Source organism: Aggregatibacter segnis ATCC 33393, from assembly GCF_900476035.1.
Lineage (GTDB): Bacteria > Pseudomonadota > Gammaproteobacteria > Enterobacterales > Pasteurellaceae > Aggregatibacter > Aggregatibacter segnis.
The window spans coordinates 256,321-281,384 of the sequence record NZ_LS483443.1; the positions used below are offsets into that span (position 1 = coordinate 256,321).

Annotated in this window: 22 protein-coding genes and 1 CRISPR repeat array; of the genes, 15 read left to right on the plus strand and 7 right to left on the minus strand. The window is 38.5% G+C overall.

From position 1 onward, the window contains the following. Positions 1–33: 33 nt before the first annotated feature. The 6 genes from leuS to pyrR all read right to left on the minus strand — a co-directional run bounded on the left by leuS (position 34) and on the right by pyrR (position 6,697). Positions 34–2,622 carry a leucine--tRNA ligase gene (gene leuS / locus DQN58_RS01310; protein WP_006719540.1) on the minus strand — a complete coding sequence of 863 codons (2,589 nt, stop codon included), beginning with the start codon at positions 2,620–2,622 and terminating at the stop codon, positions 34–36. 118 nt (positions 2,623–2,740) lie between these two features. After that, positions 2,741–3,373 carry a glucose-6-phosphate 1-dehydrogenase family protein gene (locus tag DQN58_RS01315; RefSeq protein WP_006719541.1) on the minus strand — a complete coding sequence of 211 codons (633 nt, stop codon included), beginning with the start codon at positions 3,371–3,373 and terminating at the stop codon, positions 2,741–2,743. Between the two features lie 8 nt (positions 3,374–3,381). Next, positions 3,382–4,209, minus strand: a complete 828-nt coding sequence (apaH, locus tag DQN58_RS01320; protein ID WP_006719542.1) for a bis(5'-nucleosyl)-tetraphosphatase (symmetrical) ApaH — start codon at positions 4,207–4,209, stop codon at positions 3,382–3,384. Between the two features lie 15 nt (positions 4,210–4,224). After that, positions 4,225–5,088 (minus strand): 16S rRNA (adenine(1518)-N(6)/adenine(1519)-N(6))-dimethyltransferase RsmA, encoded by an 864-nt coding sequence (rsmA, locus tag DQN58_RS01325; protein ID WP_006719545.1) that lies wholly within the window; start codon positions 5,086–5,088, stop codon positions 4,225–4,227. 78 nt (positions 5,089–5,166) lie between these two features. Then, the gene (locus tag DQN58_RS01330) at positions 5,167–6,090 is read right to left on the minus strand and encodes a peptidylprolyl isomerase (RefSeq protein WP_006719548.1); all 924 of its coding nucleotides are present in this window, start codon (positions 6,088–6,090) and stop codon (positions 5,167–5,169) included. 70 nt (positions 6,091–6,160) lie between these two features. Further along, positions 6,161–6,697: a bifunctional pyr operon transcriptional regulator/uracil phosphoribosyltransferase PyrR gene (pyrR, locus tag DQN58_RS01335; RefSeq protein ID WP_032998206.1), complete on the minus strand. Its 537-nt coding sequence runs from the start codon at positions 6,695–6,697 to the stop codon at positions 6,161–6,163. Positions 6,698–6,949: 252 nt separating this feature from the next. Here pyrR and asd point away from each other — a divergent pair, with 252 nt between their 5' ends. Beyond that, positions 6,950–8,062 (plus strand): aspartate-semialdehyde dehydrogenase, encoded by a 1,113-nt coding sequence (asd, locus tag DQN58_RS01340; protein WP_006719550.1) that lies wholly within the window; start codon positions 6,950–6,952, stop codon positions 8,060–8,062. A 59-nt stretch (positions 8,063–8,121) separates the two neighbouring features. Here the strand turns inward: asd and DQN58_RS01345 are convergent, their stop codons facing one another. Continuing rightward, positions 8,122–8,736, minus strand: coding sequence for a ComEA family DNA-binding protein (locus tag DQN58_RS01345; RefSeq protein ID WP_032998010.1), 615 nt, complete (start codon positions 8,734–8,736; stop codon positions 8,122–8,124). A gap of 226 nt (positions 8,737–8,962) precedes the next feature. Between DQN58_RS01345 and cas10 the strand changes: the two genes are divergently transcribed. The 14 genes from cas10 to cas2 (DQN58_RS01420) all read left to right on the plus strand — a co-directional run bounded on the left by cas10 (position 8,963) and on the right by cas2 (DQN58_RS01420) (position 24,637). Next, the gene (gene cas10 / locus DQN58_RS01350; protein WP_006719552.1) at positions 8,963–11,167 is read left to right on the plus strand and encodes a type III-A CRISPR-associated protein Cas10/Csm1; all 2,205 of its coding nucleotides are present in this window, start codon (positions 8,963–8,965) and stop codon (positions 11,165–11,167) included. Between the two features lie 8 nt (positions 11,168–11,175). Continuing rightward, a complete protein-coding gene (csm2, locus tag DQN58_RS01355; protein ID WP_006719553.1) occupies positions 11,176–11,559 on the plus strand; it encodes a type III-A CRISPR-associated protein Csm2 in 384 nt (127 codons plus the stop codon). A gap of 10 nt (positions 11,560–11,569) precedes the next feature. After that, positions 11,570–12,274: a type III-A CRISPR-associated RAMP protein Csm3 gene (csm3, locus tag DQN58_RS01360; protein ID WP_006719554.1), complete on the plus strand. Its 705-nt coding sequence runs from the start codon at positions 11,570–11,572 to the stop codon at positions 12,272–12,274. A gap of 9 nt (positions 12,275–12,283) precedes the next feature. After that, positions 12,284–13,222, plus strand: a complete 939-nt coding sequence (gene csm4 / locus DQN58_RS01365) for a type III-A CRISPR-associated RAMP protein Csm4 (protein ID WP_006719555.1) — start codon at positions 12,284–12,286, stop codon at positions 13,220–13,222. Beyond that, on the plus strand, positions 13,219–14,847 hold the full coding sequence (locus DQN58_RS01370; RefSeq protein WP_006719556.1) for an RAMP superfamily CRISPR-associated protein: 1,629 nt from the start codon (positions 13,219–13,221) through the stop codon (positions 14,845–14,847). Before csm4 ends, DQN58_RS01370 begins: the two co-directional genes overlap by 4 nt. Beyond that, a complete protein-coding gene (gene cas6 / locus DQN58_RS01375; protein ID WP_006719557.1) occupies positions 14,844–15,767 on the plus strand; it encodes a CRISPR system precrRNA processing endoribonuclease RAMP protein Cas6 in 924 nt (307 codons plus the stop codon). Before DQN58_RS01370 ends, cas6 begins: the two co-directional genes overlap by 4 nt. A gap of 60 nt (positions 15,768–15,827) precedes the next feature. After that, a complete protein-coding gene (csx16, locus tag DQN58_RS01380) occupies positions 15,828–16,118 on the plus strand; it encodes a CRISPR-associated protein Csx16 (protein WP_006719558.1) in 291 nt (96 codons plus the stop codon). Between the two features lie 8 nt (positions 16,119–16,126). Then, positions 16,127–17,269 carry a Card1-like endonuclease domain-containing protein gene (locus tag DQN58_RS01385; protein ID WP_006719559.1) on the plus strand — a complete coding sequence of 381 codons (1,143 nt, stop codon included), beginning with the start codon at positions 16,127–16,129 and terminating at the stop codon, positions 17,267–17,269. Then, complete coding sequence (gene csm6, locus DQN58_RS01390) at positions 17,269–18,423, plus strand: CRISPR-associated ring nuclease Csm6 (RefSeq protein ID WP_006719560.1); 1,155 nt, start codon at positions 17,269–17,271, stop codon at positions 18,421–18,423. The genes DQN58_RS01385 and csm6 overlap by 1 nt, the downstream gene beginning before the upstream one ends. Positions 18,424–19,852: 1,429 nt before the next feature. After that, a CRISPR array of direct repeats spans positions 19,853–20,388; the repeat unit is 37 nt; unit sequence GTCGAAAGACCCCGCCCTGTTCCAAAGGGATTAAAAC. A 1,267-nt stretch (positions 20,389–21,655) separates the two neighbouring features. Beyond that, positions 21,656–22,015, plus strand: coding sequence for a hypothetical protein (locus DQN58_RS01400; protein WP_006719564.1), 360 nt, complete (start codon positions 21,656–21,658; stop codon positions 22,013–22,015). An 88-nt stretch (positions 22,016–22,103) separates the two neighbouring features. Beyond that, the gene (locus DQN58_RS01405; RefSeq protein WP_006719565.1) at positions 22,104–22,958 is read left to right on the plus strand and encodes a hypothetical protein; all 855 of its coding nucleotides are present in this window, start codon (positions 22,104–22,106) and stop codon (positions 22,956–22,958) included. A 15-nt stretch (positions 22,959–22,973) separates the two neighbouring features. After that, complete coding sequence (gene cas2, locus DQN58_RS01410; RefSeq protein ID WP_006719566.1) at positions 22,974–23,258, plus strand: CRISPR-associated endonuclease Cas2; 285 nt, start codon at positions 22,974–22,976, stop codon at positions 23,256–23,258. 8 nt (positions 23,259–23,266) lie between these two features. Next, positions 23,267–24,337 (plus strand): CRISPR-associated endonuclease Cas1, encoded by a 1,071-nt coding sequence (cas1, locus tag DQN58_RS01415; protein ID WP_006719567.1) that lies wholly within the window; start codon positions 23,267–23,269, stop codon positions 24,335–24,337. Between the two features lie 12 nt (positions 24,338–24,349). Next, on the plus strand, positions 24,350–24,637 hold the full coding sequence (gene cas2 / locus DQN58_RS01420; RefSeq protein WP_006719568.1) for a CRISPR-associated endonuclease Cas2: 288 nt from the start codon (positions 24,350–24,352) through the stop codon (positions 24,635–24,637). The last annotated feature ends 427 nt before the right edge of the window (positions 24,638–25,064 follow it).

Below are 25,064 nucleotides of genomic sequence, written 5' to 3' on the forward strand. Positions count from 1 at the left end.
TTTGCTTCAAGTGCGGTCACGTTTTTGATTAGATTACTGCGGTTTCACCACAACATTAAGCAACTTGCCGGCAACATAAATCACCTTAACGATTTGCGTTCCGTCGGTAAAGCGTTTGACGTTTTCATCGGCAAAGGCGATCGCTTTCACACTTTCTTCGTCTGCATCCGCAGCCACAGTGACTTTACCACGCACTTTTCCGTTCACTTGAATAACAATCAATTTTTCATCTTCAATCATCGCATCAGGATCCGCTTCCACCCAAGGAGCAAAGTCGATAATGTCTTGATTGCCCAGTTCTTGCCATAAACGGAAACAAATGTGCGGTGTAATTGGATAAAGCATACGCACGACAGCGCTCAAAGCTTCTGCCATCACTGCACGGTCTTGCTCATCATCCAACGGCGCGCGGGTGAGTTTATTCATTAATTCCATGATTGCCGCAATCGCTGTATTGAACGTTTGACGACGACCAATGTCATCGCTTACTTTCGCAATGGTTTTGTGGACATCACGACGTAAGGCTTTTTGAGCGCTAGAAAGTGCGGTCGGATTAACGGCTGCTTTTGTCGGATGTTTGCTGTATTCAAACACCAAATTCCATACACGCGCTAAGAAACGTTTCGCGCCTTCCACACCGGATTCTTGCCATTCCAAGGTCATTTCTGCAGGCGAGGCAAACATCATGAACAAGCGCACGGTATCCGCGCCGTATTTTTCCACCATTTCTTGTGGGTCAATACCGTTGTTTTTGGATTTCGACATTTTCGTCATACCGGCGTGTACCAACTCATGGCCTTCATCATCCACCGCTTTCACGATACGACCTTTGTCGTCACGCTCTAAAGTCACTTTGGTTGGTGAAACCCAAATACGTTCGTTAGTTGGGCTGGTGTAATAGAACGCATCCGCTAACACCATGCCTTGGCACAGTAATTTATTTGCCGGTTCATCACTGCTCACCAAGCCAGCATCACGCAATAATTTATGGAAGAAACGGAAATACAATAAATGCATAGTCGCATGCTCAATACCGCCGATATATTGATCCACCGGCAACCAGTAGTTCGCTTCTTCACTGTTTAACATGCCTTGTTGATATTGCGGGCAAGTATAGCGGGCGTAGTACCAAGAAGATTCCATGAAAGTATCGAAGGTATCCGTTTCTTTTAATGCGGGTTTGCCTTGATAGGTCGTTTTCGCCCATTCAGGATCCGCTTTAATCGGGCTGTTCACACCGTTCATCACTACATCTTCCGGCAGAATGATGGGTAAATCTTCCATTGGCACCGGCACTACATCACCGTTTTCCAAGGTTAACATTGGAATCGGCGCGCCCCAATAACGTTGACGGGAGACGCCCCAGTCGCGTAAACGGTAATTCACTTGGCGTTTGCCCACGCCTAATTTTTCTAATTTGTCGGCGATGCCATTAAATGCCGCATCAAATGGCAAGCCATTAAACTCAGCGGAATGAATCAGTTTGCCGTGTTCGGTAAAGGCTTGTTTAGTTAAATCAATTTCTTCACCGTTCATCGGTTCGATCACTTGTTTCACCGCCAAACCGTATTTTTGTGCGAATTCATAGTCTCGCTGATCGTGCGCCGGTACAGCCATCACCGCGCCAGTACCGTAGTGCATTAATACAAAGTTCGCCACCCACACAGGCACTTGTTCACCGGTTAACGGATGCACTGCATACAAACCGGTAGCCATACCTTTTTTCTCCATGGTGGCAATGTCCGCTTCCGCAACTTTAGTGTTTTTCGCTTCTTGAATAAACTCTGCTAATTCAGGATTATTTTGCGCCGCAAGTGTCGCCAATGGATGAGCTGCCGCTACCGCCACATAACTCACGCCGTAGAACGTGTCCGGACGGGTGGTATAAACGACTAATTTTTCGTTGGTATCTTTAATATCAAAGGTGATTTCCACGCCTTCAGAACGACCAATCCAGTTACGTTGCATGGTTTTGACTTGATCCGGCCATTGTGGCAAGTCATCCAAGCAGTTCAATAATTGCTCGGCATAGTCGGTAATTTTAATAAACCATTGCGGAATTTCTTTTTGTTCCACCGGCGTATCGCAGCGCCAGCAACAACCTTCATGCACCTGCTCGTTTGCCAAGACGGTTTTATCGTTCGGGCACCAGTTCACCGTAGAGGTTTTCTTATACACCAAGCCTTTTTTGTATAACTCGGTAAAGAACCATTGCTCCCATTTGTAATATTCTGGACGGCAAGTGGTCACTTCGCGATCCCAGTCATAACTGAAGCCCAACAATTGTAACTGGTTTTTCATGTATTCAATATTTTCGTAAGTCCATTTTGCCGGGGCAGTATTATTTTTTACCGCAGCACCTTCCGCCGGCAAACCAAACGCATCCCACCCCATAGGCTGCAACACGTTTTTGCCAATCATACGTTGATAGCGGGAGACCACATCGCCGATAGTGTAATTACGCACATGTCCCATGTGCAAACGACCGGATGGATACGGCAACATGGAAAGGCAGTAATATTTTTCTTTGTTGTTATCTTGTACCGCTTTGAAAGTTTTATTGTCCTGCCAGAATTTTTGCACTTCCGGCTCAAGCAAATCAGGACGATATTGTTCTTGCATAAAAAATCACCTTAAAAATAGACCGCACTTTAGCGGGTTTTAACTTAGAAAATACGCCATAGAATAGCGTAAAATGGGGAAAAATAACAGGAAGTGCGGTGGGAATTTCGGATATTTTTTACGGCTTAACTTGGTGGCAAGCCTCATATAATGGCAATAAATCACGAATGCTTTCCACAATAAATTGCGTCACATCTAATTTATCCAATTCCGCTTTTTCTACATTTCGCCCAATGCACCAAAAATCCGCCTCAGAACGCAAAGTTAAGTCTTTTGGGCTCAACTGGCTGACTTTACGGAAATCATCGTATTCGCTTTCATCACCACGCCAAATATCGAATTCGGCAAAGCGAGCAAAATCAACATGTTCGAGCCATTGATTATATTGCTGCACGTTAATTTGTGAGCGATCAGCGCGATAACAATGCCAATCTAAACTCACCGATAAACGACGACGATTCAGCAACACCGACAAAATCGCGGCGGAATTGAGGTTATATTCATATTTAAAATAGGCAAAGAAATGGCCTCGTACTTGCCAACCGTTCGTCCAACTTTCAATATGCGGCTTGGCAAAGGGCGTACCGAGTTCGGCAGCCACCTGCAAAATGGTGGCTTTCCACCGATCCCAATGGGCCTTGTAATCCGCCTTAATACGAGGAATGTCCTGCGGACAAAATTTCTTCATTTGGGCGAATTGAAAGAAGGGAATGTTGAAGAGATCGCACGCATCGGCATTAATGAAATTCATGATTCTTCCTAAAAATCACTGTAATTTTTGACCGCACTTTGGGTGAAATAGCGCTTATCTTCCCAGCGCAACAGAGTGAGACGATTGTTCCAAACGCAACCGGTATCGAGGGCATAAATATTCGGTGGCGTGATTTCATCCACTAAGCTCGCCCAATGACCAAAAACAATATTTTCGGTTTGATACAGCGGATTGTCTAAAGCAAACCAGGGTGCAAGGTTCTTCGGTGCATCCTTGATGGGCTGTTTACACGCAAAATCGAGACGATGATCCCGATAGCAAAAACGCATGCGAGTAAAAGCATTAATAATGTAACGCAGACGATCCAGTCCTTTTAAATTTGGCGACCAACGATCAGGCTGTTCCGAATACATATTTTCAATGAGATAGCGATAATCACCATAGCGCAGCACATTTTCCACTTCATTGGCGCAGGCTTTGGCGGTTGCCAAATTCCAATCGGGCGAAATACCGGCGTGCGTCATGACGAAATTCAACTGTTCGTGGTGAATCAACAAAGGTTGTTGGCGCAGCCAGTGAATTAATTCAAAAAAATCCGGCGCGGCAAAAATCGGTGCAACACGATCACGAGGTTTGATTTTTTTAATGCCAAGTGCGGTGGAAATTAAATGTAAATCATGATTACCTAAGACGGTGTAAGCGGCAGTTCCCAAGGATTTAACGAAATGCAGACATTCCAGCGATTTATCGCCCCGTGCCACCAAATCACCGGTTAAATAAAGTGTATCTTGTGTTGGGTCGAATTTCACTCGATCCAATAACATCTGCAATTCGTCATAACAACCTTGTAGGTCGCCCACTAAATATGTCGCCATTTTTGACCGCTCTTTTTAGTCTTCCGAATCCACCACATCCTCTTTGCTCACCTCTGCCGGTGGGTTATCCGCCAACCAGTTCGCTAAACGGGCATAATCAGCAATGCTGAGATTTTCTGCACGTGCATTTAAATCGATATTAAGTGCGGTCAGATTTTCCGGTAAAAATAAGCCGGACAAGGCATTACGCAAGGTTTTGCGGCGTTGATTAAATGCTTGCGAACAAACGCGATTAAGCCAATATAAATCTTTCACCGGATGCGGCAATGTGGTATGCGGGATTAAACGAACTACCGCAGAATCGACTTTCGGCGCAGGCTTGAAGGCACTCGGTGGCACTTCCAACACCGGCATCACTTGGCAGAAATATTGCGCCATGATAGTCAATCTTCCGTAAGCCTTGCTGTTTGGGGAAGCACATAGGCGTTTCACCACTTCTTTTTGCAACATGAAATGCATGTCTTGAATAATGTGATGATATTTAAACAAATGGAACATTAACGGCGTAGAAATGTTATACGGCAAGTTACCAAAGACGCGCAATTTTTGCCCTTTCTCTGCCAAATGCTCTTGTTCATAAAGGGAGGAAAAATCAAACTGCATGGCATCGGTTTCGATGACATTGAGTTTTTGATGTAAAAACGGGTGATGACGTAAGCGTTCTGCCAAATCACGGTCAAGCTCTAATACAGTCAAATGCTCCACCTGCTCCGCAACAGGTTCTGTCAGTGCCCCCAAGCCAGGTCCGATTTCCACTAAAAATTGATTGGCTTGCGGATAGATCGCTGCCACGATATTTTGAATCACATTGTTATCGTGCAAGAAATTTTGCCCGAACCGTTTACGCGCCGTATGGCCTAAATGCTTTTTTGAATTCATTGAATAAGATCTTATAAAAATAACGAAAAGTGCGGTGTATTATAAAGCAAAATCCCGACCATTGGGTCGGGATTTCCGTTAATTTATGTATTTAATGTTGGCTCGTTTACGCAATGCTTGTACCCAGTCACGTGCCGAATCTTGCAATTGCTGATTGACGATTTGCTCGTAGGCTTTTTGACGATAAGCATCTTCTGTGCGGTCAGCCTGACGGGTATTGGTCACTTCCAAAATATGCCACCCAAATTCAGTTTTAAACGGCGCACTAATCACGCCTTGTTTTGTTGTACGTACCGCTTTATTAAACGGACCCACGTACATTTCAGGAAAAGCATAGCCTAAGCTACCGCCGTTAGCACCGGATAAATAATCTTTCGAATATTTTAATGCAGCATCGGCAAACGTTGTTTTGCCGGCAAGAATATCCGCACGGATTTGTTCAAGCTGTGCTTTGGCCTGTGCATCGTTTAATAACGGATTGAGTTTTAACAAAATATGACGCACTTCGTATTGGGTATCCGTCAGTTTCGCCACGTTACCTTTTGCCTTAGCCTCCGCCAACATTTTTTTTGCTAATGCTTCAACCTGTTCACGAGAGACGTCAACACTTTGGCTAATTGCGCGATTACGTACTTCCGACATCATCAGTTGTTGTGCAATTTGTTGACGATATGCCGCATAACTAATGCCTTGATAATCAAGAGCATCAAGCAACTGACCGAAAGTTAAACCGTTTTGCGCTGCGATGCCTTCAATAATTTGATCCACTTGCGCATTATTAACGGAGACACCGGATTCTTTTACTGCCTGCGCAACCAAAATATCGTCAATCACTTTATCTAAAGCCGCTTGGCGATTACTTTTCTTCGTTAAAGCACTTTTTACTTGGCTTTCCAACACAGGAACGCCGTTTACTGTCGCAACCACTTTTTCCTCAGCTTGCGCATTTGCAATAAATGCCAAAAAACCAAGTGCGACAAACAAAACAGACTTCAAATTCATCTTCGTTAATATTCCGTTATAGGGTTGAAATTGTTGGTTAGATTATCAATTTTAATAAAGGTTCACAAATTTATTTCGTTAATAACGCCACTTCGTAACATTGGTCAAACTTCATGGTGCGCACCTGAATATTTTCACTACGACTGGTTGGTACGTTTTTCCCTACATAATCGGCACGGATCGGTAATTCACGATGCCCTCTATCCACAAAAATCACCAATTCCACTTTTGCTGCACGTCCGAAATCCACTAACGCATCCAACGCAGCACGAATCGTGCGACCGGTAAACAGCACATCGTCCACTAAAATCACTTCTTTATGTTGGATGTTAATAAAATCAGACGCACCACTATAAATCGGCACCTGTTCTTCTTGGGTCGGCTCAAGATCATCGCGATAAAAGGTGATATCCAAATCAAAAGAAGGAAGTTCAACTTGCGTTAATTCTTTAATTTTATGTTTAATTAACGCCGCAATTTCCGCGCCCCGTCGTTTAATACCGACAATGACCAAATTATCTAACGTATGATGTTTTTCAATTATTTCATGCGAAATACGAGAAATCGTTCTAAAAAACTGATTTTCATCAATAATGATTTTTTCCATAAAATTAAAGCCACCCATTAAAACAATAAAAATGATATTTAACATAGCATAAATTCCATCGCTTTGCTCATATCAACTCCCCATTTTCTGACCTTAACATTAAGATAAATAAAAGAAAAAGTGCGGTCAGTTTTGGGATTATTTTAAAAAGTAAAAAAATATCGGAAAAATACTTGCTTTTATTTATGTTCTCTTGCTATTAATTACGCGCTTACACAACATATTTTCAATCTTATTTAGAAGGACAAACTTATGAAAAACGTTGGTTTTATCGGTTGGCGCGGAATGGTTGGTTCCGTTTTAATGGATCGCATGCAACAAGAAAATGATTTTGCAAATATCAATCCGGTTTTCTTTACGACCTCTCAAGCTGGACAGCCTGCACCGACTTTCAGTGGAAAAGATGCCGGTACCTTAAAAAATGCATTCGATATTGAAGAGCTGAAAAAACTGGACATTATCGTGACCTGCCAAGGCGGCGATTACACCAACGAAGTTTATCCGAAATTAAAAGCCACCGGTTGGAACGGCTACTGGGTCGATGCAGCATCTGCACTACGTATGGAAAAAGATGCGATTATCGTGTTGGATCCAGTAAACCAACATGTCATCAGCGAAGGCTTGAAAAACGGTGTAAAAACCTATGTGGGCGGTAACTGTACCGTAAGTTTAATGTTAATGGCATTAGGCGGTTTATTCGAGAAAGATTTAGTGGAATGGATCTCCGTTGCGACTTACCAAGCCGCCAGTGGTGCCGGTGCGAAAAACATGCGTGAATTACTCGTGCAAATGGGCGAATTAAACGGTGAAGTGAAAGGCTTATTAGCAGATCCGAATTCCTCTATTTTAGATATTGAACGCGCTGTTACCGCGAAAATGCGCGACAACAATTTCCCTATTGATAATTTTGGTGCGCCTCTTGCAGGCAGCTTGATCCCTTGGATCGACAAATTATTAGAAAGCGGTCAAACCAAAGAAGAATGGAAAGGCTATGCGGAAACCAATAAGATTTTAGGCTTAAGCGACGACCCGATTCCGGTTGACGGTTTATGTGTACGTATCGGTGCATTACGCTGCCACAGCCAAGCGTTCACCATCAAATTAAAACGCGACATTCCACTGGCAGAAATCGAGCAAATTTTGGCATCACACAACGAGTGGGTGAAAGTCATTCCAAACGACAAAGAAAGCACCTTGCGTGAACTCACGCCGACTAAAGTCACCGGCACATTAAGCGTTCCGGTAGGACGTTTACGCAAGCTCAACTTAGGGCCGGAATATTTGGCGGCATTCACTGTCGGCGACCAATTATTATGGGGTGCAGCAGAACCAATTCGCCGTATCTTGGTGCAATTAGTAAAATAATCTCTATTTTCTAAAAACAAAGGGCTGTTCAATACAGCCCTTCTTTTTATCTTGGGAAATTAATTAAAACGCACATGGGATTTCATTTTTTCTAATGTCGCATCGCCAATACCCGGAACTTTGGATAAATCACTGAGATTTTTAAACTTGCCATTTTTCTCGCGATATTCAATAATCGCTTTGGCTTTCGCTTCACCAATACCGGACAAACTTTCTAATGCCGCCACATCTGCTGTATTAACATCCACTTTTTTACCTTGCGTCATTTGGGCTTTATTTTCCACTGCACTTTTTTCTTTCGCGGTGGATTTATCTTCCACCTGTGCTGGTTTGTCATTGCGTAATTTGTCTTTTATCGCTTTCTTACCTTCTGCAACTTTTTCTTGAGTAACCTCTTTCGCCTCAGTCAACTTTTCTTTTGTTGCATCTTTAGCTTCGCTAAATTTCTCTTTGGTTGCATCCTTAGCTTCGCCGAATTTTTCTTTCGTCGTCTCTTTTACTTTCACTGCACCATTCTTTATTTTAGTACCAGCCACTTTACTGTCTTCTTTCACAGTTTGCCATGCAGATTTTGCGCCTTCTTTCACTTCAGATAAAACACTTTCTTCCGCCAATGCAGTGGAGGAAACAGCAATAGCAACTGCTAACGCCAACAAAGATTTTAATGATTTCATGTTTTCTTCCTTTTTTACTAAATAAAAAGACGGCGAAAAAACACCGCACTTTTCTATAATAAACACTTTTGTTAGAGCCAAAGATGTATTAAAAGTTCAAATAAAGAAAAAATCAAAACGGCTAAAATAAATTAATAATATTAATTATATTTACAAATTTGTATTTAGTGATAATTTTTAAAGGTTCGCTTATACTTCACTTAATATTTCGATACATGGAGTAATTATGTCAGATCATACAATTTCTCTCGCTTTTTCAGTATTGCACCATTATTTAAAGCTATTCGCTGAAAAACAAGAACCTCATTTGCCTCTTCCCTCTTTTCCGTCCCAATTCAAACAGGTTGATATATCTCCTTTCTTATCACAAGCTGAACACCTTGTTTTAGGTAAACAACCTGAATTAAAAGAAAGCAATAAACTGTTTAGTTTGTTTGAAAATATCAATCAAGAAAATAAAAAAACACAATTTTCTTATGATTTTCAACCACTTTCGCCGAATACTATTTTCCCGAAAAAAGAAGAAAACAACACCGCACTTTCAACACATTGGGATAAGTTTGTTCAAGCGATCGCAAAGATTCCTAAATCTCATTGTGATAACCCAAGTTTATGGCTAGATCATTTTGATACCGCAATGCAATGCTTCACTTGCAATTTGCCAAGTCCTTATAGTGATGACATTTCTTTCTATGATTTCACTAAAGCAGTCGCAGCGTTTGTGGTCGCACTCGCAGATCAAGAAATCAATAAAGAAGAGCCATTTTTATTGATTCAAGGCGACTTTTTCGGCATTCAAGATTTTATTTTTTCCGGAGGCAGTGCTTCCAACAAAGGCGCTGCAAAAATCTTACGCGGGCGTTCTTTCCAAGTGTCTCTTTTCACCGAATTAGCCGCACTAAAAGTACTAAACGCCTGTCAACTGCCAACCACTTCTCAAATGATGAATGCCGCAGGGAAATTTTTAATTGTTGCCCCAAACACCAAGGCAGTAAAAGAGGCAATCAAACAAGTTCAAGCGGAACTAAATCAATGGTTTATTAAAGAAACCTACGGATTAATCGGGCTGGGTATCGCAGTTCAATCGGCAAAATACAGTGATTTTGAACAAAATCACTACGAAACATTAGTTAAAAAATTATTTGAGAATTTAGAAGAACAAAAACTCAAGCGGTTAGATTTAACGGATACCACGCAAAGCGTGCAAGAAGTTGAATATCCAAATGGTGTTTGTGAAATGAATAGCTTTTTCCCATCTCAAAAAGAAGAAGATTGTCCTACAATCGATGGTAAAAAAGTTAACTACTCTGTTATCTCTGAAGATCAAATTAATATTGGTAAATGGCTATCTAAAAAAGACAGAATTATCATTACAGATAATGAAAGTAAAATTCATAGCGATAGTGATACTAAAATTCTGAAATTACCAATTTTTGGTTTTAATGTAATTTTTACCGAAGAGGAAGAAGAAACCGGAAAATTCGGTTTGCATGTACATAAGATTCATCGCTTTTGGGATTTCTCATTACCAAAAAATACAAACAGTACCATTTGGAATGGATATGCCCGCCGTTATATCAACGCCTATGTTCCTTTTGATGATGAAGGAAAGATTGTTACTTTTGAGGATATTCAAGCTAGAGATGAAGGACAAAAAGCATTAATGACCTTAAAAGGTGATGTGGATAATCTTGGTACGATTTTCCAAAAAGGCATTCAGCCTGCCAACATCGCAAAAATGGCGGCGCTATCTCGCCAAATGAACCAATTTTTTAGTCTTTGGTTGCCGGCCTATTGCTCGGAACAAAGCCAAAATATGTACACCGTGTTTGCGGGGGGCGATGATTTCTTCTTAATCGGTCCTTGGTATTCTACACAAAAAGTGGCGCATGCAATGCAACAAGCCTTTGCACATTATGTGGCAGAAAATCCAGAAATTCATTTTTCAGTGGGAATGGTCATGAGCAAATCCAATATTCCAGTGCCACGTTTAGGCGATTTAGCGGAAGAGGCATTGGAGAAAGCGAAAGGTATTGATAAAGGCAAAACTGTTTCTACAGCGGAAGGTAAAAATGCCGTGACAATTTTTAATCGGTCGGTGAAGTGGGCGGATTGGAAACAACTTTGTGGTTTAGAGGAAGAAATTCACCGCTTGGCAGACACTTATAAAATTTCGACTTCTTATCTTTATTCATTAATTCGTTTATGTGAACAAGCCGCAAATACAGAAAATATTGAAAGCACCATGTGGCGCAGTCGTTTTTATTATAAAACAGTCCGATATGTGCTTGATAAAATAAAAAGAGAAGAAGATCGAAAAGATGCTTTAAAAGTACTTTCTGAAACATTAGGGAAAAATGGAATTGAATTATATAAAATTAATTTTTCTATTCCATTATTTAACTACTTTTATAAAAAACGCAATATTTAGGAGAAATTATGGATCTTTCTAAAATTAAATTTCCAGCAGAAGCCGGCTCAGGTATTTTTGATTCTGTAGCAGAAAATGCAGCAAAAGAAATCAGAGATAGTAAAGTTAACAAAAAAACACAGATTAGAAAATTCTATGATGAATTAATTATGTGGAATGAACGTGTTCAGCACTCTAAAATTTCAAAAGAAGAAAAATATATAGAATTAGAACCATTTATCAAAATGTTAAAAGCAAAAGTTACCTATGCAAAAGGGAGAGGACATATTGATGAAAAATTTCAAAGTATTTTCAATCATTGTATAGACCAAATTAAAGATGCCAAAACATTACAACACGCAAAATTATTTATGGAAGCTGTAACAGGTTATTCTAGAGAATTAGAAAAATAAGGGGTTGAATATGAAACTTAATAAAATTATTGAAATTAAAGCAAAACTAGTTTTACAAACTGGATTACATATAGGTAGTGGAAATAGTGAAATGCAAATTGGCGGAATTGACAGTCAAGTTGTAAGAAACCCTATTACTCGAGAGCCATATATTCCTGGTTCAAGTTTAAAAGGGAAAATCAGAACTTTGTTAGAATGGCTCTCAGGAGAGGTAAAAAATGAACCGTTAAGTTTAGGAAACATAAAAGATATACATAACAAAGAAACGGTAAAAGATATTTTGCGTTTATTTGGATTTGCAGGTCATTCAGAAAATAATAAGGAGCTATGCGTAGAATTAAAAGCATCTCGTCTTTCTTTTTGGGACTGTTCTCTAAGTAAAAAATGGAAAAATGAATATAGTGAAGATGGCTTTATTATTACGGAAACGAAAAGTGAAAATACAATAGACCGAATCACATCGGTTACTACAGGTGGTGGTGTGCGCCAAACCGAACGTGTGCCAGCTGGTGCAGAATTTGATTTCAAATTGATGTTACGCCAATTTGAAGGCGATAAACCGGAACTTCTCGATTTAGTGTTAAAAGGCTTAAAACTGTTAGAACTTGACAGTCTTGGCGGCTCCGGTTCTCGTGGTTACGGTAAAGTGAAATTTACTGAATTAACGGTTGATGGCGAAGCTCGTAATTTAGACGACATTAAACCTTTCGAATAAGGTGATTTTATGAAGTTATATCGTTTTACACTCACACCACAAAGTGCGATGGGAACGCCTTTGGTGGGCGATACCTTATTTGGTCAGCTTTGTTGGGCAGTGAGAAATCGTTTTGGTGAAGCACGCTTAAGTGAATTACTTAAAGGTTATACCACACAACGCCCATTTATGGTGGTATCGGATGCTTTTCCAGAAAGTTTTTTGCCTTTACCGACTTTGCCATCAACGTTTTGGGAAACCAAAACAGAAACCGATCGCAAAAGCTTAAAAAAAGCCCAATGGGTCAAAATCACCGATACAGAAAAAAGCGCGGTGAAATTTTGGCAAGAATGTGCTTTACAAGCGAATTTTCAATTCAAAAAAGAAACTCAAGATCAGTTTCACAACACTATTGATCGCCAAACAAATACCACGGGTGATGGACAATTTGCGCCTTATTCCACAGAACTAACCTGGTTTGGCGCACAACAAAAATTCGAGCTCTATGTTGTGTTAGATGAAAATCGCTTTTCATTGGAAGCGTTACAAATAGTACTTCAAGATGTCGGAAATATTGGTTTTGGACGTGATGCCTCTATCGGGCTAGGCAAATTCCGTTGTGAAAATCCACAAGCCTTCGATTTTGCTCAACCGAATGCAAATTGCTATTTAACGCTAGCCAATTGTGCCCCGCAAGGTTTAGGTTTAAACAAGGAGTATTGCTACTACCAAATTACGACAAGATTTGGTCGCCACGGTGACATTCAAGCGTTAAGCTCCAACCCATTTAAAAAGCCGATTATTTTGGCAAAACCAGCAGCCATTTTTACACCTGAAAACTATCAACCCCGTTTATTTTTAGGTAATGGATTAGGCAATGTGTCTTATGCTCAACCAGAAGCCGTGCATCAAAGCTATGCTCCCGTCTTAAATTTATTTGTCGATTTTGAACATAAGGATCACAAATGAAACCATTTATACAAATCCACAACGTTTATTTAACCCCATTAAGCCCAATACATATTGGCTGCGGGGAAGATTTTGAGCCGACGAATTATGTCATTGATAATGAAACTTTATTTAATTTTGAACCTAGCCATTTAATGTTAAATGAGAGGGAGAGAACGAATTTGTTAAATGCAGTAAATAAAGATATTCTCGCTATTCATAATTTTTTCTCTAGTAACAAGAGTAAAATTATCCCCTTATCTCAGTATTTTAGTGCTATAACTAAAGGATTTGTATCTGAGTATAATAAAAATATAGAGAACCCTGCTCACAAAGAGAAAAATGGAAATAAAGTTTTCAATCAACTACAAATTGAAAGAACTGCATATCTACCTTACCAAGGTTTGGCATTTATTCCAGGAAGCAGTTTTAAAGGTGCTTTTACTACTCCAGTGTTATCAAAAAGACATATTGACAATGGCGGCAATCCTCTGATTAAACGAGAAAAGAAAACGTCTAAAACAGCGTTAAGTCTTATATCACAAAAAATAAATGAAGATTATCTATATAATATAAATAATCTTAAGAGCTTCGATGAAGTAAAAGAGAATTTTGCACATAATGAATTTAGAAGTATAAAATTCAGTGATTTTTCTCCTCTAAATAATGTACAAACCAAGATCTTTTACTGCTTAAATTTTAATCGTGAACTAAAAAATGGGGAGAAAACATTTAATACAAAAATTGTACAGAGAAGAGAGAGCATCCTACCAGGTCAATATAGAGCATTTTCAGCTAATTTAAGCATATTAGATGATAAAGTTAATAAATTACTTTCATTGAATGAATACTTAACTATAAATGATTCATACTATAAAAAAATATTCATTGAAGAAATGGAAGACCTAGTTGCTAAAGGTTTTGTTTCTCAAAATTATCTCAATGGTATATTAAATATAATTAATAAAGCTGGATTTTTAATTAGATTAGGTAAAAATGGATCAGATAGTAAAGTTCTTAAAGGAAAAAATGTCGCCCAAATAGAGATTAAGCCTAAGAAAAATCAAGAGGTTTATTATCAAGACAAAGCTACAACTTATTGGCTTTCTGCGGACTCAAAAACACAAAAGAATAATCTTCTTCCCTTCGGTTGGGCATTAATTGAAGTTGATCCCACTACGGAAAATGAAGCCTTAAAAACGTGGTGTGAAGCTCAACCAAAATCAAAATTTGATCGTTCTGAAATTTTGGCGAAACGCGAAGCTCAAAAAGCGGAACAAGCACGCTTGCAAGCAGAAGCTGAAGCAAAACGCTTAGCGGAACAACAAGCAGAAAAAGAAAAGCTAGCATTGTTAGATTCGCTTTCGGACAATCAACGTTTAGTAGAAGCCAAGTTGGTTGAATGGAATTCTCAGGAAAGAAAACCATTTACGGTTTCACCTATTTTTAGTGAAGCCAAAAAATTGTTGGAAGATGCTCAACAATGGAATAAAGAAGATCGTCATTATCTTTATGAAAAACTTGATCCAACAAAATCAAATGAAGGGTTACAAAAATATGTTGATGGCTTAAGTGGTTTCAGCAATTTAAAAGCAAAATCAGCCGTAGAATTTAAAAAATTGCGTAACAAACTGGTGGCAGAATGATTCCAAATTCTTTCCCCATAGCCCGCTATCAATTTGATTTTGTTGTGAGCGAGCCGATTTTATTACCGGAATATTCAGGCTCCACCTTGCGTGGAGCCTTTGGTCGTGCTTTGCGGAAAATTTCCTGCATGACAAAACAAGAGGATTGCAAAGGTTGCCCACTTTATCGCACCTGCCCTTACACCAACATTTTTGAAACGCCCGCACCGACAGAGCATGAATTACAAAAGTTCAGTCAAGTGCCGAACGGCTATATTATTGAACCGCCAGCATGGGGAGAGCGACTTTATGCCGAAGGTGAAACATTAACATTTTCGCTTGTGCTATTTGGACGGTTGATTGAACAGCTCCCCCTCATTGCTTTTGCTTTCAAACGGGCTTTTGAATATAACGTCGGGCGGGGAAAGGCAAATTTACTTGATATAGCAAAAGTTGAGTCAAATTTAACCACCCGACAATCCATTTTACAAAACGGAAATATCATCGAACATCAAAAAACAATCGAAATTCCGACCGCACTTGATAGCGTGGCACAAATCAAAATTGATACGCCTTTAAGGCTGCAAGAAAATGGCAAGCCTTTGCGAGTAAATGAGATTACGGCAGAACGATTTTTTATTTCTTTAGCCAAGCGCCTTTCCTTATTAAGCGAATTTCATTCTGAACCCTTGAATCTAGATTTTGGATTGCTAAAAAACCAAATCGAACAAATTCAAGATAATAAACATTTAAAATGGCAAGATTGGACGCGCTATTCCTCCCGCCAAGATCATAAAATGAAATTAGGAGGCGTCATCGGTCTGTGGCAATTCAACAATTTATCCCCTGAATTAGCCAAATTACTTTACATCGGGCAATGGCTACATTGTGGGAAAAATGCCACTTTTGGATTAGGCAAATATCGGATTACAAATTTGTAATTTCCAATCAGAAATAAACTACTTGTTAAAATATGGTTTTAATTATTTAAGGAGAATGATATGACAACATGGTTTATTTCAAGACACCCCGGCGCGATTGAGTGGGTGAAGCAGCAAAACATTCAGATTAATCGATTTGAAAGCCATTTAGATACATCACTGGTGCAAGCCAACGATGTAGTGATTGGCACGCTTCCGATTCATTTAGCAGCAGAAGTGTGCCAAAAAGGGGCAAAATTTTATTTTCTTTCTATTAATGTGACACCTGAACAACGTGGTATAGAATTAACTTGCAAACAATTAACTGAGCAACAATGCTCAATTCAACCATTTAGAATTGAAAAATTATAGGCGTTTTTATGCAAAAATATGATATTCATGTGTGTTTAGTGTCAGATCAAGCCGCACCAAACTTATTACCTATTTTGGATAGTGAATTTAAACCTCAAAAAGCTGTTTTTGTTGTTTCTACAAAAGATGAAATTAAAGAAAAGGCAAATTCTCTTAAACTAGCATTTAAGCAAAACGACATTGACGTAGATATTTTAGAGCTTTCTAATGAATTTGATTTCCAAAGTATGGAAACTGAACTATTTGATTTGTTATCAAGCTATGAAAATGAAAACATTGCATTGAATGTAACTGGCGGAACAAAATTAATGGCAATCGCTGCTCAAAATGTTTTCTCTGGTGTTAAGCCTATTTTTTATATAAATACAAATAAAGAAGAAATTATTTTTATTTCTAAAGAAAATGATAAACATATACCTGTACAAAAGTTAAACACCAAAACCTTAATTAATACTTATCTTTCAAGTTATGGAGTCAGTGTATTAAAAAACAAAGATGATTTTAACTTCTATAAACTAGGTGTATTTACCGAACGCTTTGTAAGAAGACAAGAAGATTATAAAGATATTATTTCAAAATTGAATTTATTAGCTTTTAATGCTTCTAATAGCAAACTAGAAACAAATTTCACAAACTACAGTAATGATCTTAAATTAATTCTGGAAGATCTTGCAGATGAAGATCTAGTAAGATTGAATGGTGATATCGTAGATTTTAAGAATGAACAGACAAGAAGCTTTTTGAATGGAAACTGGTTGGAATATTTTACTTATAAACAAGCTAACAGCATTGCAGATGTTATTGATGCTGATTGGAATGTAGAAGTAGTAAATTCAAAATATGAGAAAAACAAAGTTGGTGTGAATAATGAATTAGACGTTATCTTTATGGCAAAAAATAAGTGTCATATCATTGAGTGTAAAACGATAAATTTTGAAAATACAGAAAATAAGGATAAATTACAGAGCTATTTAGATAAATTAAATTCCTTAAAAGGCTATGGCGGTTCATTAACAAAAGTTTGTTTAGTGAGTTTCTATGCAATACCCCAAAATATAAAACGTCGGGCAGAAAAAGATAATATTGAGATCATTGATGATTATCGTATTAAAAATTTAAAAGAAAGAATTCAAAGCTGGATTAAAAAATAATGAAAACCTACAACAAACGCATTTTACTCTCTGTCACAGGAAAGTCCCCTGCAGTTGTCACCGAAACACTTTATGCTTTAGTAACAGAAAAAAACTTTATTCCAACGGAAATTCAAGTAATTACAACAATTGAAGGAAGAAATGAATTACTTTCCGCATTACTTGGCATTGAGGGCAAACGAAAAGGAGCTTTGCAAGAGTTTATTGAAGATTATGGCAGCCAATATGGTTTTGATCATATTCATTTTAATGAAGACTGCGTACATATTATTAAAGATACGAACGGTGAACAATTACCGGATATTCGCACACCAAAAGAAAACGAACAGGCCGCAAATAGCATTGTGCAGTTAGTCGGTAAATTGTGCCAAGATGACGAAACTCAACTACACGTTTCTATTGCTGGTGGGCGGAAAACCATGGGCTTTTTTATGGGTTATGCGCTGTCACTCTATGGGCGTGAACAGGATAGTCTTTCTCATGTTTTAGTGGATGAAGAATTTGAAACGTTGTCAAATTTCTATTATCGCAAACCTAAAGAATATCGTATCGTGAATGACCGAAATGGCAAGGAGCTAGACGCATCACAAGCTAATATTATGTTAGCCGAAATCCCTTGGGTTCGTTTAGGTTTAGGTGTGCCTGAAGATCTCAAACAACAAGCTATTTCTTATAGTGATTCGGTAAAAAATGCACAGGCATTGTTAGAAGCACCTTCGCTCACATTTCTTTCACCCATAGAAGATTGCCTTGTTACATTCGGTTCAAAAACAATCAAACTTGCACCAAGAGGCTATGCCTTGTTCTTAAGTCTTGTTATTGCGAAAAAGCAAGGCTGGAACGTTGGAACGGGGAATCGTGAAGAAGCTCGAACCATAGCGACTTATTTGAACATTTACAGCCAAATGAAAAATGACGTTGAAATGGAGAATCGCTTGAAAGGTGCTAACAACGATTTAAAAAATGTTTTATCGGAATCTCGTACCGATATTAATAAAAAAGTGATGGCAAGTTTTTCTTTAGGAAAGGGTGCAAAGAGTGCTTATATTCCATCTTCTAACCGTAAAACAGGCAATTATGAACTCAATATTCACTTAGATAATATTGATGTATCGAAAATAGAATCCGATCTTAAACGACTAAAACTTATCTAAAATCAACCGCCCTTGTGGCGGTTTTCTTTTCTAGAAATTTAAATTTCACTCCCCCACCCTTTTTCTTCAGCATGCTGTTTTCATAAAAAATAATGTGATGTTGAAAACCAAAAACTTTAAACATACAAATTTGTAAAATCCTCAACAACCTTTAATTATCACTAAACTAATACCATCGAATTACACAGGAGAAACATCATGACAACATCTGAACATTTCTACGATTTCGTATTATTACCTCCCGCTCGTTTTTAATACGACCGTGAGCCGCAGCGGAAAATGCGCCGGTATATAGAGCCGAAAATCTATACATTCGTATAATTATGTTGAAAAGGAGAAAAATATGCTTGATGTCATTATTCGTATTGCTGAGGCTGTAATTGATGAACTCAAAAAAAACAAGTAGTCAAACTACCCGCTCACCGTGGCGGTTATCACGGTCATCTAGCAAATCTGATACAAATTTGCAAAATCAAAACAAACCAAAAAATACCGTTATTATCTTTAACCAAACAATAAACAAGAGGAGAAAAAATTATGTGGACAGTCGTTGCTGAAATCGTTGTAACAACCATTGCAAAGGAGGTCGTCGATTACGTTATGGACGAGGATTAACCTCTCGGTTGGCAAGACCGTAAAATTGCCATACTTTATTTATCTTCAATAACAGAAAGGAGGAAAAAATGATTTCTGAGCTAATCAAAATCGTGATTATTTGGAAAAAATAAATGTCACACCGTGTGTCACAGCAGAAAATGGACAGTCGGCAGACTCAAAGTGCAAATACCCAATAATACCAAAAAGAGGAAAAAATATGTTTGAACGCTTAGTCGTCGTAGCCATCGCTGCAGCTGTAGAAAGAGTGGTGGAAAACACAACCAAGGATTAACTTGGCGGTATGCAGAGCCGAAAATCTGCTCCTATCTAAATAAGATAAACAAAGAAAGAGGAAACATGGAATTTATATTAGCTTTTTTAGATGAGTGGTATAAAACTCAATCCATGCGATAAACATGGCGGTATCGCAAGCCGGAAATTGCGAAAAGTACTATCAGCTCTTAATGTTATTTTACAAAAGAACTGTATGCAAACCCACCTCAAAAATACCTTATCACCTATAATATCACGCAACAAAAAATCCAATAACTCTTAGAAAAAGAAAGCCTACCCCAAAGCATTATCCAAACGGACCGATGAATGCACCCTATAAACAGAGATGAAAATGTGGAGAAAGTGAGGTAAAATGGCGCACAAAAATCACATAAAAAATATCGTTTTTTATCACCGCACTTATAACAAACATTAAAAAGAAAATGGATGAAATCGTTCAATATTTAATCAAACCCATACCTTACTTTTCGCATGAGGGGAAAAGTTGGGAAGCGATCCTCCCAAGCCTTATCCATCAAGGCACCAAACCACCCCCGCAGTCGAAAGACCCCGCCCTGTTCCAAAGGGATTAAAACAAAGGATATTTGATGAATATAAGAGACTTGAATGGTCGAAAGACCCCGCCCTGTTCCAAAGGGATTAAAACAGCGAATAAAATTCATCGCCATTATACTCGTGGTCGAAAGACCCCGCCCTGTTCCAAAGGGATTAAAACCCAGACGGTTCTTGAAAAGCTTCACACGCAGGATGTCGAAAGACCCCGCCCTGTTCCAAAGGGATTAAAACATTTGCCGCTCTTTTAAATTGACTTGCGTCTCGTGGTCGAAAGACCCCGCCCTGTTCTAAAGGGATTGAAAGTACAGCGCACCGTTTTTGTAAACACGGATGTCATATGTCGAAAGACCTCGCCCTGCTCCAAAGGGATTGAAACTCTGGGTGGTATTTGATTGCCATTCTTTTATATGTCGAAAGACACCGCCCTGTTCCAAAGGGATTGAAACTAAGCTACTTGTTCAGTAGTGATGTTTTAACACACAGTCGAAAGACCCCGCCCTGCTCCAAAGGGATTGAAACTCATCATCTAAAATCAACCGCCCTTGTGGCGGTTTTCTTTTCTACAAACCAGCATTCCACTCCCATCTCTCCTTTATTCACCATGCTGTTTTCATCAAAACAATATGATGATGAAAACCAAAAGCCTTAAACATACAAACTTGCAAAACCCTCAACGTCCTTAAATTATTACTAAACTAATACCATTAAATTACACAGGAGAAACACCATGACAACATCTGAACATTTCTACGATTTCGTATTATTACCTCCCGCTCGTTTTTAATACGACCGTGAGCCGCAGCGGAAAATGCGCCGGTATATAGAGCCGAAAATCTATACATTCGTATAATTATGTTGAAAAGGAGAAAAATATGCTTGATGTCATTATTCGTATTGCTGAGGCTGTAATTGATGAACTCAAAAAAAACAAGTAGTCAAACTACCCGCTCACCGTGGCGGTTATCACGGTCATCTAGCAAATCTGATACAAATTTGCAAAATCAAAACAAACCAAAAAATACCGTTATTATCTTTAACCAAACAATAAACAAGAGGAGAAAAAATTATGTGGACAGTCGTTGCTGAAATCGTTGTAACAACCATTGCAAAGGAGGTCGTCGATTACGTTATGGACGAGGATTAACCTCTCGGTTGGCAAGACCGTAAAATTGCCATACTTTATTTATCTTCAATAACAGAAAGGAGGAAAAAATGATTTCTGAGCTAATCAAAATCGTGATTATTTGGAAAAAATAAATGTCACACCGTGTGTCACAGCAGAAAATGGACAGTCGGCAGACTCAAAGTGCAAATACCCAATAATACCAAAAAGAGGAAAAAATATGTTTGAACGCTTAGTCGTCGTAGCCATCGCTGCAGCTGTAGAAAGAGTGGTGGAAAACACAACCAAGGATTAACTTGGCGGTATGCAGAGCCGAAAATCTGCTCCTATCTAAATAGGATAAACAAAGCAGGAGGAAACATGGAATTTATATTAGCTTTTTTAGATGAATGGTATAAAACTCAATCCATACATCGAAAGAACCCTTCCCGTTTCAAAGAGATTAAAAACATATCTAAAATTAACCGCACTTTTAGCATTTTTTAAAATGTGTATTTTCAAAATACAAATTTTTCTTATCTATTCTCAACCCTCAATTCAAAATAAATAATCCCATCTAAATAAAATCACCGCTTAATCTCTTTTATATACAAATTTGCATTTTATTTTTTACATTATTTTCTCATTTATGATGTATTCATAAAGAATAAGTAAGGAGGAAATATGTTGAACTTAAGAATGCATCATAAAGCAACACAAGTAATATTTAATCCTTCCTATGCTGAAAGTGAAATTAACGCTATTGCTGCAGGTTTTGTTGAAGTAAGAGACGAACGTGCTTATAACGGACGTTATTTCATTAAAAATGGTAAAAAATGGATTCATAATTTAGAAGCTTTACGCAAGAAATTAAATACTAAATATGGTCGTTATATTGATGATGAGGAACTGTCTTCACCGGCACCTGAAGGGTTTGGTTACGACATTAAAACCTATTATTTATATAACTCAACATCATCAACTCACAATGAGTTTTCAACTCGTTTTCGTACGATACTGGAGAAGGTTTGTATTAAGCATTAGCTTGAGTGCAAATTTGTATTTCAATATTTAACACTCAAGATAATTTATTATTTAATCAATCATTGAAACACGAAAGGTATAAATAAAAATGTTCTATATCACTAAACATAATTATTATAAAAACATTATCTGTAAGTTAGATATTGATATTCCTACTATTGAAAAAACAGGCTTTTTCTCAAGTTACAAACTCGATCTATTTGATCTTGATCTTAGCTATTTTGCAAAAAATGAGCGTGAAATGCTCATCATCAGCGATCATTTATTCCGCAATATTTCTAATATTAATAAGAATGTGATTTTTAAACAAATCAAACACAAAGAAAATAACTGGGTGTATAAACTTAGTGTGCCTGCATATCATGCGGATCGTCATTGCCCGAATTTAACAAAAGAATTCAATAACATCAGAATTCCATATTCTCTTGAGCCTTCTCTATGCAAGGAATATCGTCAATTTTTTATTGATAATAAGGATCGTTATGGTAATAAAGCCGGTCTTATTGAACCGAAAGTTTTCGCACGTAAGTTAAAAGAGAAATTTAACTTAAGCGAAGAGCTTGATGAATTGCTAGAAAATCACATTTTACCGGAAATCCGTGAAAATAGCGGTGTAGAGTGCGTAAACATCACTGTTGAACAGCTTATTGATGAAATCAATGAACTCATTGATATTTTTAAGAATTTCATTAAAAAAGAACAGATTTCAGGCTTATTGTCCCGTCGCTCATGGTTGAGTACTAAAGATGATTCTGAACTTTCTGAGACGGAACGTGAATCTATGCAGAAAGTATATGAACAAAAAAGAAGAATCTGCGCCCGTATTCTCGCATTTCATTTTCAGCACTTTGAAAAAGAAGGGTTTAATATTTCGGAAAACCTATTAGAAATGCTTGGATTTCAGGCTTGCCCAAATTGCTGTAAGCATATTATTCCATTCTAAAATCGGAGAAGGGTTATGGATACTCGTCGGAGTCGCTACCTGATCGCCTATGATATTGCTGATTCTCATCGACTTTATCAAATGCATAAACACGTCGAGGCCTATGCCATTGGCGGACAAAAATCTTTCTATGAATGTTGGCTAACAGAACATGAAATGATCGCATTCCAACAAGACGTAAATGCATTAATTGACGCCTCTGACGATCGTGTATTTATTTTTAGAATTCCAAATAACATCGAACCTTTGCTATTCGGCAAAGCTACATTGCAATCAAATTCCCCATTTTTACTCGTTTAGGAGGCATTATGTCGAGCTTATATATTGATAGAAAAGGCACCGAAATCAAATTAAATGGCGAAGCCTTAGTGTGTTATGAAAATGGTGAACGCGTCGGCACCATTCCCCTTGCGCCAATAGAACGCATTTATTTAAAAAGCTATGTCACCGTACAAGCCTCATTGTTGGCAAAATTGGGAGAAAAGGGCATTGGCATTATTTTTCTTTCCGGCAGAAAAAATACCCCCACACTCTTTTTGGCTCAACCGCACAATGATGCCACCCGTCGTTTAAACCAATATGAACTGGCAAAAAATGAATCTTTCTGTTTAGCGTTTGCGAAAAAACTCATGCAACTCAAATTAGTCACACAAAAAAATTGGCTTTGGCAGGCAAGTAATGCTCGCGCGGATAAAAAAAGCCAATTGGCAGAAAAAGCCGGCGAATTGGATCAACTGATTGGCAAAATCAATGAACAGACAACCCTCGCCTCATTGCGTGGTATTGAAGGCAGAGCCGCCTCCGTTTATTTCACCGCATTAAGTCTTTATCTTCCTCCGGCATTACGCTTTCAAGGCAGAAACCGCCGTCCACCACGGGATCCGTTCAATGCCGGCTTATCCCTCACCTACACACTCATCCATTCAGAAGCCGTACTCGCAGCCTATGGCGCAGGGCTTGATCCATATATCGGCTTTTATCACGCCCTTGATTTTGGTCGAGAATCCCTCGCCTGTGATCTCATTGAACCGTTACGTCCTTTAATTGATAACTGGTGTTTAGGCTTATTTCGCCAAAACATTTTACGCGAAGAGTCTTTCTCTACAACACAAGAGGGCTGCTTTTTAGGGAAAGCAGGGCGTGTAGAATTTTATAAAAGCTATGAAAGTGCGGTCGGAAATTGGCGCAAAATGCTCACAGAGAACAGTTTAGACATTGTTAATCTCATTAAACAAGCTGATTTTATCAGCTCACCACAACGCCGTGAAAGTGAATGGCAAACCTTTTCCGGCATTAACGAACGACAATGGCAAGGTCTGTTAGGACGCTATTATTTTAATCAACAAACCATGCTACAAGACGTGATTTTCCAATTTTAGGAGGGAACAATAATGCAATACCTTATTGGTTACGACATTGCCGACCCCAAACGTCTCCAGCGTATTCATCGCCGCATGACCAAATATGCCACCCCAATTCAATACAGTATTTTCTTATTTGAAGGTTCAGAAAAATTGTTAACACAATGCTTAACGGAGGTTATGCAGATTTTCCATAAAAAAGAAGATGATCTCCGAATTTACCCCTTACCCCATAAGTGCTCTCAATGGCGCTTAGGAAAAGCGAGCCTGCCCCAAGGCATTATTTGGACAGCATTACCCATCAGTTTAACGTTATAACAGAGGTGAAAATGTGGAGAAACTGAGGTAAAATAGCGAACAAAAGTCATATAAAAAACGTCGTTTTTTATCACCGCACTTTGAACAAAGATTAAAAAGAAAATGAGTAAAAACGTTCAACATTTAATCAAATTCATACCCTACTTTTCGCGTGAGGGAAAAAATTGGGAACCGATCCTCCCAAGCCTTATCCATCAAGGCACTAAACCACCCCCGCAGTCGAAAGACCTTGCCCTGTTCCAAAGGGATTAAGACTACTCAAGCTTCTCGAGTCTAGCAGGTTCACCGTCGAAAGACCTTGCCCTGTTCCAAAGGGATTAAGACTTCTCCTTTAATTTCGCTTCGATTTCAGAAATCAGTCGAAAGACCTTGCCCTGTTCCAAAGGGATTAAGACTTGTAAAGTGCTAAATAAACCTTATCCATTAT

Bases quoted from the DNA above. Each gene is read 5' to 3' on its own strand.
- csm3 (WP_006719554.1), top strand. From the start codon at position 11,570: ATGAAACTTAATAAAATTATTGAAATTAAAGCAAAACTAGTTTTACAA.
- DQN58_RS01345 (WP_032998010.1), bottom strand. From the start codon at position 8,736: ATGAAATCATTAAAATCTTTGTTGGCGTTAGCAGTTGCTATTGCTGTT.
- csm6 (WP_006719560.1), top strand. From the start codon at position 17,269: ATGAAAACCTACAACAAACGCATTTTACTCTCTGTCACAGGAAAGTCC.
- cas2 (WP_006719566.1), top strand. From the start codon at position 22,974: ATGGATACTCGTCGGAGTCGCTACCTGATCGCCTATGATATTGCTGAT.
- DQN58_RS01405 (WP_006719565.1), top strand. From the start codon at position 22,104: ATGTTCTATATCACTAAACATAATTATTATAAAAACATTATCTGTAAG.
- rsmA (WP_006719545.1), bottom strand. From the start codon at position 5,088: ATGAATTCAAAAAAGCATTTAGGCCATACGGCGCGTAAACGGTTCGGG.
- DQN58_RS01370 (WP_006719556.1), top strand. From the start codon at position 13,219: ATGAAACCATTTATACAAATCCACAACGTTTATTTAACCCCATTAAGC.
- cas10 (WP_006719552.1), top strand. From the start codon at position 8,963: ATGTCAGATCATACAATTTCTCTCGCTTTTTCAGTATTGCACCATTAT.
- pyrR (WP_032998206.1), bottom strand. From the start codon at position 6,697: ATGGAAAAAATCATTATTGATGAAAATCAGTTTTTTAGAACGATTTCT.
- leuS (WP_006719540.1), bottom strand. From the start codon at position 2,622: ATGCAAGAACAATATCGTCCTGATTTGCTTGAGCCGGAAGTGCAAAAA.
- DQN58_RS01315 (WP_006719541.1), bottom strand. From the start codon at position 3,373: ATGAATTTCATTAATGCCGATGCGTGCGATCTCTTCAACATTCCCTTC.
- apaH (WP_006719542.1), bottom strand. From the start codon at position 4,209: ATGGCGACATATTTAGTGGGCGACCTACAAGGTTGTTATGACGAATTG.
- csx16 (WP_006719558.1), top strand. From the start codon at position 15,828: ATGACAACATGGTTTATTTCAAGACACCCCGGCGCGATTGAGTGGGTG.
- DQN58_RS01330 (WP_006719548.1), bottom strand. From the start codon at position 6,090: ATGAATTTGAAGTCTGTTTTGTTTGTCGCACTTGGTTTTTTGGCATTT.
- DQN58_RS01385 (WP_006719559.1), top strand. From the start codon at position 16,127: ATGCAAAAATATGATATTCATGTGTGTTTAGTGTCAGATCAAGCCGCA.
- csm4 (WP_006719555.1), top strand. From the start codon at position 12,284: ATGAAGTTATATCGTTTTACACTCACACCACAAAGTGCGATGGGAACG.
- asd (WP_006719550.1), top strand. From the start codon at position 6,950: ATGAAAAACGTTGGTTTTATCGGTTGGCGCGGAATGGTTGGTTCCGTT.
- cas1 (WP_006719567.1), top strand. From the start codon at position 23,267: ATGTCGAGCTTATATATTGATAGAAAAGGCACCGAAATCAAATTAAAT.
- DQN58_RS01400 (WP_006719564.1), top strand. From the start codon at position 21,656: ATGTTGAACTTAAGAATGCATCATAAAGCAACACAAGTAATATTTAAT.
- cas6 (WP_006719557.1), top strand. From the start codon at position 14,844: ATGATTCCAAATTCTTTCCCCATAGCCCGCTATCAATTTGATTTTGTT.
- cas2 (WP_006719568.1), top strand. From the start codon at position 24,350: ATGCAATACCTTATTGGTTACGACATTGCCGACCCCAAACGTCTCCAG.
- csm2 (WP_006719553.1), top strand. From the start codon at position 11,176: ATGGATCTTTCTAAAATTAAATTTCCAGCAGAAGCCGGCTCAGGTATT.